Origin of the sequence: Aeromonas rivipollensis (assembly GCF_010974825.1) — a bacterium.
In the GTDB taxonomy this organism is placed as follows: domain Bacteria; phylum Pseudomonadota; class Gammaproteobacteria; order Enterobacterales; family Aeromonadaceae; genus Aeromonas; species Aeromonas rivipollensis.
This window is the reverse complement of the sequence record NZ_JAAILA010000030.1, coordinates 14,778-27,341: the sequence shown is the minus strand read 5'-3', so window position 1 is coordinate 27,341 and position 12,564 is coordinate 14,778. Positions and strand designations below refer to the sequence as shown.

The window sequence follows — 12,564 nt, the reverse complement described above, 5'->3', positions numbered from 1 at the left end:
GGCTCCGACAGCAAGGATGGTGGGGCATTCTAGAAGAGGAAGCCCGCCCGGGACAAGCACCGGGCGAGGGGGCCGTATCATGATGTTTTTATCACTATTTTCAAGCCGTTGTGAACGGGCTTCCGGCGACCTTTTCTTGCCGGGGGAGGCAGGGTAAACTGCGCCTACTTTTAACTGGCACGTAACAAAAACAATGAAAGTCCTGACCGTCGATTATCGCTCCCCCGACGCGGCCGAGCGCTTCACCGAATCCCTGCGCACCACCGGCTTCGGGGTGCTGACCCATCACCCCATCCCGAAGGAGCTGGTGCAGTCCATCTATGACAACTGGTATCGCTTCTTCATGAGCGAGCAGAAGCAGGATTTCCTGTTCAACCGCGAGACCCAGGACGGCTACTTCCCGCCCTCGGTGTCCGAGGTGGCCAAGGGCAACACCCAGAAGGACATCAAGGAGTACTTCCACCTCTACCCCTGGGGCCAGATGCCGGAAGAGCTGAGGGCGCAGGCGATGGAGTACTACCGCCTCGCCAACGATCTGGCCGCCGAGCTGCTCTCCTGGGTGGAGCAATACACCCCGGCCGACATCGCCGCCCACTACAGCTGCCCGCTCTCCTCCATGATTGAAGAGAGCCAGAAGACCCTGCTGCGGGTGCTGCACTATCCGCCGTTCGACGGCACCGAAGCGCCGGGGGCCATCCGCGCCGCGGCCCATGAAGACATCAACCTGCTGACCATTTTGCCCGCCGCGAGCGAGCCCGGCCTGCAGGTGAAGGGCTCTGACGGGGAGTGGATGGACGTGCCCTGCGACTTTGGCACTCTCATCATCAACATAGGTGACATGCTGCAGGAGGCCTCCCACGGCTATTACCCCTCCACCACCCACCGCGTCATCAACCCGACCGGCGGCAGCGTCAGCAAGTCCCGCATCTCCTTGCCGCTCTTCCTGCACCCGCGCCCGGACGTGGTGCTCTCCGAGCGTCACACAGCCCAAAGCTACCTGATGGAGCGGCTGCGGGAGCTGGGGGTCATCTAGTCCCAAAACCCACACTCATGACAGCAAGAACCGGAGCAAAAACGCTCCGGTTTTTATTTTGTGGCACGATTGGTTGGTTATCCGAATTTTATTGGCAACTTGTGCCAATAAGGCAGTTTTAAGACGGATATTCGCCGAGTGATTGCGCGCCCCCGGGCGTACTCTGAGCGCCATTTCTCGGGCCCCGCTGGCGGGCCCCTCGATTGGAGTTCCCATGAAGCAGTCCCAATGGTCATCCCGGCTCGGTTATATCCTGGCCGCCGCAGGTTCGGCGGTCGGTCTCGGCGCCATCTGGAAGTTCCCCTATGTGACTGCCGCCAACGGTGGCGGCGCCTTCCTGCTGGTGTTCCTGCTGTTCAGCTTCACCCTGGGGGTGGCGGTGCTGATGGGGGAGACTCTGCTCGGCAGCCTGACCCGGCGCGGGGTGGTGGGGGCCTTCGATGAGTTGATGGGCAAGCGCTGGCGCTGGGTCGGCGCCATGGGGCTCTTGTGCAGCCTGCTCATCTTCAGCTTCTACAGCGTGGTGGGGGGCTGGACCCTGGGCTACACCGGCATGGCGCTGGCGGGTAGCCTGCAACAGGGGGATGGCGCTGCGCTGACCGCCCGCTTCAACGACTATGTGGGGGATCCGCTCTGGCCCGTGCTGACCCACCTGCTGTTCGCCGCCCTCACCTGGTGGTTCGTGCAGGGCGGGGTGCAGAAGGGGGTGGAGCGCACCCTGCGCTGGATGATGCCGGCCCTCTTCATCATGATCTTGCTGCTGGTGGCCTTCGGTCTCACCCTGCCCAATGCCATGGCCGGGGTGCGCCACTTCCTGATGCCGGACTTCAGCAAGCTCGGCATGTCAGGTGTGCTCGACGCCATGGGGTTGGCCTTCTTCTCCCTCTCCATCGGCCTTGGCATCCACACCACCTATGGCGCCTACCTGCCCTCCAGCGAAGGGGTGGGCCGCTCCAGTCTCTGGGTGGTGCTGCTGGCGAGCCTGATCGCCGTGCTGGCGGGCTTGATGATCTTCCCCGTGCTGGCGGCGACCGGCATAGATCCCGCCTCAGGCCCCGGCCTCACCTTCATGACAATGCCGGCGGTGTTCCAGCAACTGCCCTTCGGCCAGGGGTTGGCTGTGGTCTTCTTCGCCCTGCTGGTGGTGGCGGCGCTCTCGTCTTCCATCTCCCTGCTGGAGCACCTGCAGTGCTTCGTCTGCGAGAGCCTGGGCTGGTCGCGCCGTGCTGCCTGCAGCCTGATCACAGCCCTGGTGATGGCGGGGGGCATCCCGGTCAGCCTGTCGTTCGGCCCCTGGGCGCAGGTGACCCTGTTTGGCAAGAACATCTTCGAGCTTCTGGACTTCATCACTTCCAATCTGATGATGCCCCTGTTCGGGCTGGCGCTCACCCTGCTGCTGGGCTGGCAGCTGGGCCTGCGGGCCTTGCCCCAGGGGCTGGCACCGCACTGGCGCACCCTGCTGATGGGCTGCTGGCGCTGGCTGGCGCCCCTGCTCATCGGCGGCATCCTGGTGCGGGGTCTGCTGTAACCCCTGCCGCATGGGTGGGCCCCGGGCCCGCCCGTTACCCGGACCCGCCCGTTACCCGGGCCCGCCCGTTACCCGGGCACACAGAGCATCCTCGCTGGCAGGATTGACTGCCTCGAAAAATCCATGAAATAGAGGTTTGTCAAAATATTGATTCGCCAATCGACATTTGGGTTGGTAAATATTCTGTATTGCGGGCGAAAATGGACTATTGGCTGTCAACTTCTCTTGCCGTGGTTTAGGCTGTGGCTCCTTTTTTGCGCCCAGGTTACCCATAGCATGTCACCCCTCATCGCCCGGTTCGGCCGATTTTTCAGCTCGCAAGAGAGGTGACCCTGCACGCGCACTCAGTCTGAATGTTCATTGCAAAGGTCGCCCCCGGGCGGCCTTTTTGTTGCGACCCAGGTTGCACTTACCCATGGAGTATCGATTCGATGTTGTCTTCCCCGGAGGTTGTATGAGCCAGGTTCAGTGGTCTTCCCGTCTCGGTCATGTGCTGGCGGCGGCCGGCACGGCCATCGGCCTCGGCGCCATCTGGAAGTTTCCCTATGTGACCGCCACCAATGGCGGCGGCGCCTTCCTGCTGGTGTTCCTGCTGTTCAGCTTCACCCTGGGGGTGGCTGTGCTGGTGGGGGAGACCCTGCTCGGCAGCCGCAGCCAGCGCGGGGTGCTCGGCGCCTTCCACCGGCTGGTGGGACCGAACTGGCGCTGGATGGGTTACATGGGGATCCTCTGCGGCTTCTTCATCTACAGCTTCTACAGCGTGGTGGGGGGCTGGACCGTGGGCTATGCGGCGCTGGCGGTGATGGGCAAGCTCAACCTCGGCGAGGGTTCGGCGCTGACCGCCCTGTTCAACGGCTATGTCAGCCATCCCTGGTGGCCCGTGCTGACCCATCTGGTGTTTGCCGGGCTGACCTGGTGGTTCGTGCAGGGGGGCATCCAGAAAGGGGTGGAGCGGGCGCTGCGCTGGATGATGCCGGCCCTCTTCATCATGATGCTGCTGCTGGTGGGGGTGGGTCTCTCCATGCCGGGGGCCATGGTCGGGGTGCGTCAGCTGCTGCTGCCTGACTTCTCCATGCTGACCGGCCAGAGCGTGCTGGACGCCCTGGGGCTCGCCTTCTTCTCCCTCTCCATCGGCCTGGGAGTACACACCACCTACGGCGCCTACCTGCCCAATAGCGAGGGTGTGCTGCGCTCCGGTGTCTGGGTAGTGACCCTGGCGAGCCTTATCTCTGTGCTGGCTGGGCTGATGATATTCCCGGCGTTGGCCTCCACTGGCATAGACCCCACTGCCGGGCCAGGGCTCACCTTTATGACAATGCCCGCCGTGTTCAGCCACCTGCCGTTCGGTCAGGGGCTGGGGGTGGTCTTCTTCCTGCTGCTGCTGGTGGCGGCGCTCTCCTCTTCCATCTCCATGCTGGAGCACCTGGTGCGCTTCACCTGCGAGGAGTGGGGCTGGTCGCGCCGTGGCGCCTGCCGGGTGCTGACCCTGCTGATCATGGCCTCCGGCATTCCGGTCAGCCTGTCGTTCGGTCCCTGGGCCGACTACACCCTGTTTGGCAAGACGATTTTCGATCTGCTGGACTACCTCACCTCCAACCTGATGATGCCGCTATTCGGCCTGGTGCTGACCCTGCTGCTGGGCTGGCGACTGGGGGAGAGCATACTGCCCGAGGGGCTCTCCCCGGCCCTGCGTCTGTGCCTGCTCTGGTGCTGGCGGCTGGTGGCGCCGCTCTTGATCGCCGGTATCCTGGTGCGGGGTCTGATCTAGCCGTCGCCCTGTGGCGGATGCCGGAGTCCGGAGTCGGGCGGATCGAGTCGTAGATGAACACAGGGGTTGGCCACAGGCCAACCCCTGATCACATCTGGGGCGGGATCACTGCAGGCCGGGCCCTTTGGCGGAGAAGGGGCAGTCGCGCTGCTGGATCAGCAGATCTCCGGCCCCCGTTTCTCCCTGCCAGGCGAGCTCGAGCTGGCCGAGGCGACCGAGGTGGCGCAGCTCGAACTCGTAGCGCAGGCAGGGGTTGTCCGTGGGCAGCCGGGTCATTGTGGTTGGCAGGCGGTAGTCGTAGCGCAGCAGGGGACCGTTCTGCAGCTGGCTCTGGGCGGGCACCAGGCCCTCCGCCGTGGGGGAGGGGGCGCTCAGGTAGCGGCGCAGGGCCAGGGGGGCGTCTATGGCCTTCTGGTAGTGGAGCCCGTTCATGGCGGCCAGCTCCTCCTCCAGCCGCTGCAACTCCCCTTCCAGTCCACTCAGGGCCTGGCCAAGCTGCTGATGTGCGGGGGAGGCGCAGCCTCCCAGCAACAGGGTGATGAGCAGCAGGACGGGGCGGACGGGCAGCATGGTCACTCCTTCGGGGTCAGGGCCACTGACTATAGCAGGGGATTGGTGGGCGGCGCCGCGCGCAGCAGCCCGGCGAGGCGCTCCAGCCCCTCGGCGACCCGGGCGTCGGTGGCGGGCTGGCTCAGGCTCAGGCGCACCCCTTGCGGGGCGGCAAACTGGCCGGCGGCAAAGTGTTCTCCGCTCGCGACCCCGACGTCAAGGGCGTTGGCCGCCTCGGCGAACTCCTGACTGCGCCAGGGTTCGGGCAGCGGCAGCCAGGCGTGCATGGAGCCCGGCTGCCAGCGGGCCCCCGGCAGCAGGTGGCGCAGCAGCTCTCCCCGACGCGCCAGGACCCGTCTCTGCTGCTCGATGAGCGGCATGATCTGGTGCTGGCTCACCAGCTTGCAGGCCAGCTCGATGAGCAGGGGGCTCACCATCCAGCTCGACAGCCGCATCGCCTGGGCGAAGCCGTTGCGAAGGGCGGGGGGAGCCAGCACGAAGCCGACCCGCAGGCCGCCGCAGGCGATCTTGGCCAGGCTGCCGAGGTAGATGACCCGCTCCGGCGCCAGGTTGACCAGGGGCGGGAGCGAGACCTCGGGCAGCAGGCCGTTGACGTCATCCTCGACGATCAGCAGATCATGGCGGCGGGCGATGGCGACTATCTCCTCTCGCCGCGCCAGGCTCATGGTGGCCGTGGTGGGGTTCTGCAGGGTGGGGGTCAGGTAGAGCAGCTTGGCCCGCCGCTGGCGACAGGCGGCTTCTAGGGCGGCGGGGATCAGCCCCTCCTCGTCCATCGCCAGCCCCATCACCTGATTCTTCAGCTGGCGCGCATTGCCCAGCATGCCAGGGTAGCTGAGCCCCTCGCAGAAGATAGTCTCCCCCACGCAGCCGGTGGCCAGCAGGGCCAGCATGATGCCGTGCTGGGCGCCATGGCTGAACAGCAGCCTCTCCTCGCTCCCCCTGATGCCCTGCTCGGCGAGCCAGTCGACGAACAGCTGGCGCTGCGGGGCACGCCCGGCCTCCTTGTCATAGCCCAGCAACCCGTTGAGATCCCCGTCCGCCAGCTCGGTCAGCATGGGTTTGATGATGGCGGCCCTGTCCAGCTGCACCGGCAAGTTCTGCCACAGCTCGATGCGCTGATTGTCTTCGTTACGGATCACCCATTCGTTGGCGGGATCCGCCGCGGCCCTGACCCAGGTGCCATGACCCACCCTGGCCGCCAGCAGACCCCGCCGCTCGGCTTCGGTGTAGGCGCGGGTGATGGTACCCACAGTCACTCCCAGCCGGTCCGCCAGCGCCCTGTGGGTGGGCAGCCGGGTCTGGGGAGGCAGGGCGCCATCGGCAATGGCCTGCTCTATGGCCTTGACCAGTTTCAGGTAGAGGGGGCCCTCGAAGGGGGTGAGGTCGGGTGTCCAGATTGTCATGGTGACAATAAATCCATTGATCCAATATTGTCCCCAATATAGCGTGATATTCAGCCTGTTAACAACCCGATAGCTCACATTGTACCGATACAATGTGGCAAGAAAGGAGTCACCCCATGACCATTGAATGGTATGCCACCCTGTTTGGCTTCGCCCTGCTCACCTGCGGCACCCCGGGGCCCAACAATCTGATGTTGACGGCATCCGGTGCCAACTTCGGGGTGCGCCGCACCCTGCCGCATCTGATAGGTGTGGTGGTGGGCCAGCCGGTGCTGCAACTGGTGCTGGCGCTCGGTTTCTATCCGCTGTTCGAGCGCTGGCCCTTGCTCAAGCTGAGCCTGCAGGTGCTGGGCAGCCTTTATCTGCTGTGGCTGGCCTGGCGCATCGCCGTGGCCGGTGCCCCCGGCGATCCGGCGAGGCGCGCCCGCCCGCTGACCCTGCTGGAAGGCCTGGGCTTTCAGTTCCTCAACCCCAAGGCCTGGATGATGGGGATTTCCGCCATCAGTCTGTTCAGCCTGCCGGGGAGCGACTACTGGGCGAGTATGTGGGGCATCATGTCCGTCTTCCCCATGGCGGGGCTGCCGGTCTGCTTCGCCTGGGTGCTGTTCGGTCATCAGCTCAGCCGCTGGATCAACTCGGACAGAGGCTGGCGCCGTCTCAATGGCAGCCTGGGCGCGCTCACCGCCCTGTGCGTGGTGATGCTCTGGTATTAATGACCGCCTGATTATTCATGCAAAGAAAATGCATTGCTGACCTTGTCGTCAGGGCAGAGGCTCTGCATATTAGGAGGCTTGCCGTATCTGAATGAGGTTGAGATGGATCTGAACTGGTTGTTTCCCCTGGCGGGCTTTGCCCTGATCACCTGTGGCACCCCTGGCCCCAACAACATGCTGCTCACCAGCGCCGGGGCCGCTCAGGGGTTTCGCCGCTCCATCCCCCTGCTGGTGGGTGTGGTGGGGGGCATCAACCTGATGATCCTGGCCACGGCCCTGGGGCTGGGGGTGGTGTTCGAGAAGGTGCCGCTGCTGCACGACGGCCTCAAGCTGGTGGGCTCGGCCTACCTGCTCTGGCTGGCCTGGAAGGTGGCCACCGCCAGCGGCCCGGCGGATGGCAGTAGGCCGCTCATCCCGGCCCATCAGGGGGCCATGCTGCAGTTGCTCAACCCCAAGGCCTGGATGATGGCGCTCTCCGCCATCAGCGGCTTCACCCTGGCGGGGGAGGCTTACTGGCCGTCCGCCGGCTGGGTGCTCGGCATCTTCTTCGTGACCGGTCTCTATACCGGGGCCTTCTGGGTGCTGTTTGGTGCCCAGGTGCGCCGCCTCATCCGCACCGCCAGAGGCTGGCGTCGTTTTAACCTCGGCATGGGGATCGCCACGGCGGCCTGCGTGCTGATGATCTGGATTTAGGCCCTTGGCCTTACCTTCTGTCTTGTTGGCCCTTCGGGGCCTTTTTTGTCTGTGGGTGGCCGTCACCCGATGTGAAAAGGAGCGGTTATGAAATGTATCGGTCTGCTGGGTGGCATGAGCTGGGAGTCCACCGTCAGCTACTACCAGGCGCTCAACCGGGGCGTGCGGGCGCGGCTCGGCGGCCTGCACTCAGCGCGGGTGTTGCTCAATAGCGTCGATTTTGCCGAGATAGAGCGGCTGCAACATGCCGGTGACTGGCCCGCTACCGCCCGTCTGCTGGCGGCCGAGGCCCGCGCACTCCAGGCCGGTGGCGCCGATTTCCTGATGATAGGCACCAACACCATGCACAAGGTGGCCCCCGAGATCGAAGCCGCCATCGAGATCCCGCTGCTGCATATCGCCGACGCCACCGCCCGCCGTCTGCAAGCCGACGGGGTGACCCGGGTCGGCTTGCTCGGTACCCGCTTCACCATGGAGCAGGATTTCTACAAGGGACGGCTGCAAGAGCTGTTCGGGCTGGAGGTGCTGGTGCCGCAGGAGGCTGCGCGGGAGCGGGTGCACAGCATCATCTATGACGAGCTCTGCCTCGGCGACATTCGCGAGTCGTCCCGGGCCGAGTATCTGGCCATCATCGCCGAACTGGCCCGGGCCGGGGCTCAGGCGGTGATCCTCGGCTGCACCGAGATCGCCCTGCTGGTGGGGGAGTGTCAGGCCGCAGTGCCGCTCTACGACACCACCACCATTCACGCCGACGCCGCCGTGGCGTGGGCGCTGGAGTAGGGCAGAGAGAGAATCCCGTGGAGGTGCTCCGGCGCCTCCCTCTTCCTTTCTGCCCGTCATCCCCCAAATCCTGACTGTGAGTCAGCCTTCACTTCAGCAAGCCCATTGACGCTTTTATTGTCAAACGGCTCACATTTCCCTCTTTTGTCCCTTGAGTCTGGTGCGTCAGGCGCCTAGTTTTCGATCACTGAAACGATTCAGCTTTCACGAAAACCACTCACAAGAACAAGAGACACGAGGATAAAGCCATGTTGAAGAGACTCTCCATTGCCGTGCTGCTCGCCCTGGGCGCGAGCTCTGCTCAGGCCGCCGAATTCCTGCTGACCGATTCCCAGCAGGGGCTGGATGTGGGGGACTGGAAGATCACCAGCGACAAGCTGGGGATCAAGAGCCCGGTACCCTTCTCCATCGAGAAGAAGCGCCTGCACGGCGGGCGTCAGGAGGGGGTGGATCTGCTCATCGTCGACAACGGGGTGATGAAGATCACCCTGGTACCGACCCGTGGCATGGGGATCAAGGAGGTCAAGGGGGCCGATGTGCGCCTCGGCTGGGATTCCCCGGTCAAGGAGGTGGTCAACCCGGCCTTCATCGATCTGGAGAGCCGCGCCGGTCTCGGCTGGCTCGATGGCTTCAACGAGATGCTGGTACGTTGCGGCTATGAGTGGACAGGCCACCCCGGGGTGGATGACGACGGCCGCCTCAAGAGCCTGCACGGCCGGGTGCAGAACATACCGGCCTCAGTGGTCAGCGTGACAGTGGACGAGGAGCCGCCCTACGCCATCCACGTGCGGGGCCGGGTGGACGAGCGCACCTTCAAGATGAGCGAGCTGGTCACCTGGACCCAGCTGAGCGTAGTGCCCGGTCAGGCGGAGTTTGCCCTGCAGGACAAGCTGACCAACCACGCCGACTACGAGAACGAGTACCAGATCATCTATCACGGCAACTTCGGGGCGCCCATCCTGGAGGAGGGGGCGCGGGTCAGCACCCCGGTGAAGCAGATCTCCCCGTTCAACGACTACGCCAAGGCGGGGCTCAAGGGCTGGCAAACCTACCTGGGGCCGACCAAGGGCTTCGACGAGATGGTGTTCAACCTGGTGCCCTACAGCGATGCCGAGGGCAATACCCTGGCGGTGCTCAACAACAAAGCGGGCAATGTCGGGGTGGCTGTGGGTTACAACACGCACCAGCTGCCTGTGTTGACCCTCTGGAAGAACACCGATACCCGCGCCCAGGGCTATGTGACCGGCATAGAGCCCGGCACCAGCTATGCCTACAGCACCAAGTACCAGCGTCCGCTGGGGCTGGTTCCCAGGATCCAGCCGGGGGAGACCAAGACCTTCGATCTGACCTATCGCCTGCTGCGCAATGGGGAAGAGGTGAAGCAGGCCCTGGCCCAGGTGGAGAAGATCCAGGATGGTCGCCCCACAGAGCTGCGGGAGCAGCCCCTGGTCAAGCTGCCCTAAGTGGCAGGCAGACAGCAAAAAGCCGCTCCATGAGCGGCTTTTTCATGCCAGATGAGGGATCAGCCTAGGCTGTGCTCAGACATGGCTATACATGGCCTCGATCTCGCTCTGGTACTTGGATTCGATGATCTTGCGGCGCAGCTTCATGGTGGGGGTGATCTCCCCGAGCTCCATGGAGAAGGCGCTCGGCAGCAGGGTGAACTTCTTCACCTGCTCGAACTTGGCCAGCTCCTGTTGCAGATCCGCGATCCGAGCCTCGAAGAACTCCACCACCTTGGAGTGACGCAGCAGCTCCGTCTTGCACTGGTACTGCAGGTTGATGGAGCGAGCGTACTCCTCCAGGGACTCGAAGCAGGGGACTATCAGCGCCGAGACGAAGTGGCGGGCGTCGGCGACGATGGCGATCTGCTCGATGAAGCGATCCTTGCCCAGGGTCCCCTCCACCAGCTGCGGCGCCACGTACTTGCCGTTGGAGGTCTTCATCAGCTCCTTGAGGCGCTCGGTGAAGTAGATGTTGCCCTCGCCGTCCAGCTCGCCGGCATCGCCGGTGCGCAGGAAGCCATCGGCCGTCATCACTTCGGCCGTGGCCTCCGGCTTGTTGTAGTAGCCGCGCATCACTGTGGGTGAGCGCACCAGCAGCTCGTTGTTCTCGCCGAGTTTGACCTCTATGCCGTCCATGACGGTGCCGATGGATCCCAGCTTGAACTGGCTGTCCTCGTAGCAGCAGACGGTGGCCGTGGTCTCTGTCATGCCGTAGCCGTACTTGAGGTTGAGCCCCATGGCCTGGAAGAAGAGGTTGACGTCGTCCGCCAGGCGAGCGCCCGCCACCGGCAGGAAGCGGGTACGGCCGCCGAAGCGGGCACGCAGCTTGCGAAACACCAGGCGCTCGGCCAGGGCCAACTGCAGGTAGAGCAGGGGGTAGGCGGACTTGCCGGCCTGGCGGGTGGCGACCATCCGCTTGCCGACCCCGGTGGCCCAGCCGAACAGGGCGCGGCGCAGGCGCGGGGCCTGGGCCACCTTGGCCTGGATCATGGCGTAGGCCTTCTCGTAGAGGCGCGGCACGGCGCACATCACGGTCGGCTGCACCTCGCCAATCACCTCCATCACCTTCTGCGGGTCGCGGATATAGACGTTCTCGGCGCCGCAATAGAGCACGTAGTAGCTCCAGGCGCGCTCGAACACGTGGCTCAGCGGCAGCATGCAGAGGGACACATCCTGCTCGCCAAGATCCAGGCGGCGGTCGTGCATCTCGAAGCAGGCGGCGATGTTGTTGAAGTCGAGCATGACCCCCTTGGGTTCACCCGTGGTGCCCGAGGTGTAGATCAGGGTCAGCAGATCATCCATGCGGTAGTGCTGTTCACGCATCCGCAGTGCCAGCTCGCTCGGCTGATGGTTGCCGGAGGAGAGGAAGGTCTGGAAGTGGCTTGCCTGCTCGCAGCCGCGCAGATCGACTGTGCCGTCCAGGGTGACTATCTGGTTGATCTCGCCACTCTCGAGCAGCAGGAGCGCCTGATCGAACTGGGGCTGCTCCCCCACGAACAGCAGCTTGATGCCGGCGTCCTTCACTATGTAGCGCAACTGATCCAGGGTGCTGGTGGGGTAGATGGGCACGCTGACGCCGCGAGCGGCCAGGATGCCGAGATCGGCCTGGGTCCATTCCGGCATGTTGCGGGCATAGATGCCGACCATCTCGGTGGGCTGGTGGCCGGCGCGGATCAGCGCTTGGGCACAGTAGTCCATGGCCTGGCCCAGGGTACGCCAGCCGATGGCGCGCCACTGGCCATCCTGCTGGACGCGCAGGGCGGCCTTGTTGCCAAGGCGGGCAATACGCTCACGCATCACTCTAACCAGATGAAGCTGCGACATCTAAATCATCCTCAAGTAACAGTTGTGCGCCCGCAGGGGCACTAAAATCGGGGCTGGAGTTTAAACTCTAACATTACAGCTTACAAGTGTGCGCCATTTGTCCTGGATCACAAAGTCGTCAACTCGGGGAGAGTCAGGCATGATAAGGACGAGGGTCGGATTCATTCAGGGAGGTGCGCCATGGGGATCGGAGTCAAGAGTCTGCTGACGGGCATGTTGCTGCTGCTGGCGGGAGCCGGTGCACTCTGGTTTGTCCTTGGGGGATCCGAGGGGCAGGACAATCCCTGGCTGAGCGGGGCCGAGGGCTATGAGCAGGCGCAGCGGCTGGCGCTGAGGGAGGGATACCCATTGCTCTACGTGATAGAGCGCGCCAAATGCCGACGCTGCAAGGCGCTCGATAACGAGCTGTGGCGCGCCCCCGAGATGCAGTCCGCCCTGGCGGGGCTGGCCAAGGTGCGGCTCAACCCGGATGCGGGGGATGGCAGCGAGCACATACTGCGGCGTTTCCCGCAGGTGGCGACAGCGCCCGGCATCTATGTGCAGCGACCGGGGGAGCCGCTTAGGCCCATCAAGGTGGTGGTGGATATCCAGCAGATCTGGATGCCCGGCGTCACCTACGGGCGCGGCTTCTTCATGCCGCTCTCGGGGGCGGCCTTCGAGGCGGTGCTGAGGGTCACCCTCAGCCTGGAGGACCCCGCCATCGACAATGCCCCCCTGCCCTGAGGGGTGACCGGGGTGTCGGGATGA

At 64.4% G+C, this 12,564-nt stretch carries 11 protein-coding genes; 8 read left to right on the top strand and 3 right to left on the bottom strand.

The features are described from left to right. Positions 1 to 193: 193 nt before the first annotated feature. The 3 genes from G4923_RS17130 (at position 194) to G4923_RS17120 (ending at position 4,329) form a co-directional block, all read left to right on the top strand. Positions 194 to 1,033 (top strand): isopenicillin N synthase family dioxygenase, encoded by an 840-nt coding sequence (locus tag G4923_RS17130; RefSeq protein WP_163137775.1) that lies wholly within the window; start codon positions 194 to 196, stop codon positions 1,031 to 1,033. A gap of 214 nt (positions 1,034 to 1,247) precedes the next feature. Continuing rightward, positions 1,248 to 2,561, top strand: a complete 1,314-nt coding sequence (locus tag G4923_RS17125) for a sodium-dependent transporter (protein WP_163137774.1) — start codon at positions 1,248 to 1,250, stop codon at positions 2,559 to 2,561. A gap of 454 nt (positions 2,562 to 3,015) precedes the next feature. After that, the gene (locus tag G4923_RS17120) at positions 3,016 to 4,329 is read left to right on the top strand and encodes a sodium-dependent transporter (RefSeq protein ID WP_163137773.1); all 1,314 of its coding nucleotides are present in this window, start codon (positions 3,016 to 3,018) and stop codon (positions 4,327 to 4,329) included. 105 nt (positions 4,330 to 4,434) lie between these two features. Here the strand turns inward: G4923_RS17120 and G4923_RS17115 are convergent, their stop codons facing one another. Together G4923_RS17115 and G4923_RS17110 are read right to left on the bottom strand one after the other, a co-directional pair. After that, complete coding sequence (locus G4923_RS17115) at positions 4,435 to 4,899, bottom strand: hypothetical protein (RefSeq protein WP_163137772.1); 465 nt, start codon at positions 4,897 to 4,899, stop codon at positions 4,435 to 4,437. Positions 4,900 to 4,928: 29 nt separating this feature from the next. Continuing rightward, on the bottom strand, positions 4,929 to 6,302 hold the full coding sequence (locus G4923_RS17110; protein ID WP_163137771.1) for an aminotransferase-like domain-containing protein: 1,374 nt from the start codon (positions 6,300 to 6,302) through the stop codon (positions 4,929 to 4,931). A gap of 116 nt (positions 6,303 to 6,418) precedes the next feature. On the opposite strand from G4923_RS17110, the gene G4923_RS17105 reads away from it, so the two are divergent. From G4923_RS17105 to G4923_RS17090, 4 genes are all read left to right on the top strand, one after another. Then, positions 6,419 to 7,015 (top strand): LysE family translocator, encoded by a 597-nt coding sequence (locus tag G4923_RS17105; protein WP_106884898.1) that lies wholly within the window; start codon positions 6,419 to 6,421, stop codon positions 7,013 to 7,015. Between the two features lie 102 nt (positions 7,016 to 7,117). Continuing rightward, the gene (locus G4923_RS17100) at positions 7,118 to 7,708 is read left to right on the top strand and encodes a LysE family translocator (RefSeq protein ID WP_139743762.1); all 591 of its coding nucleotides are present in this window, start codon (positions 7,118 to 7,120) and stop codon (positions 7,706 to 7,708) included. Between the two features lie 87 nt (positions 7,709 to 7,795). Continuing rightward, positions 7,796 to 8,488 (top strand): aspartate/glutamate racemase family protein, encoded by a 693-nt coding sequence (locus G4923_RS17095; protein ID WP_163137770.1) that lies wholly within the window; start codon positions 7,796 to 7,798, stop codon positions 8,486 to 8,488. Between the two features lie 248 nt (positions 8,489 to 8,736). Continuing rightward, positions 8,737 to 9,951 carry an aldose 1-epimerase family protein gene (locus G4923_RS17090; RefSeq protein WP_163137769.1) on the top strand — a complete coding sequence of 405 codons (1,215 nt, stop codon included), beginning with the start codon at positions 8,737 to 8,739 and terminating at the stop codon, positions 9,949 to 9,951. A 75-nt stretch (positions 9,952 to 10,026) separates the two neighbouring features. On the opposite strand, the gene G4923_RS17085 is transcribed toward G4923_RS17090, so the two are convergent. Beyond that, on the bottom strand, positions 10,027 to 11,817 hold the full coding sequence (locus tag G4923_RS17085; protein WP_163137768.1) for an AMP-dependent synthetase/ligase: 1,791 nt from the start codon (positions 11,815 to 11,817) through the stop codon (positions 10,027 to 10,029). Positions 11,818 to 11,997: 180 nt separating this feature from the next. Here G4923_RS17085 and G4923_RS17080 point away from each other — a divergent pair, with 180 nt between their 5' ends. Beyond that, entirely contained in the window at positions 11,998 to 12,540 is a 543-nt protein-coding gene (locus G4923_RS17080) for a thioredoxin domain-containing protein (RefSeq protein WP_163137767.1), read from the top strand. The last annotated feature ends 24 nt before the right edge of the window (positions 12,541 to 12,564 follow it).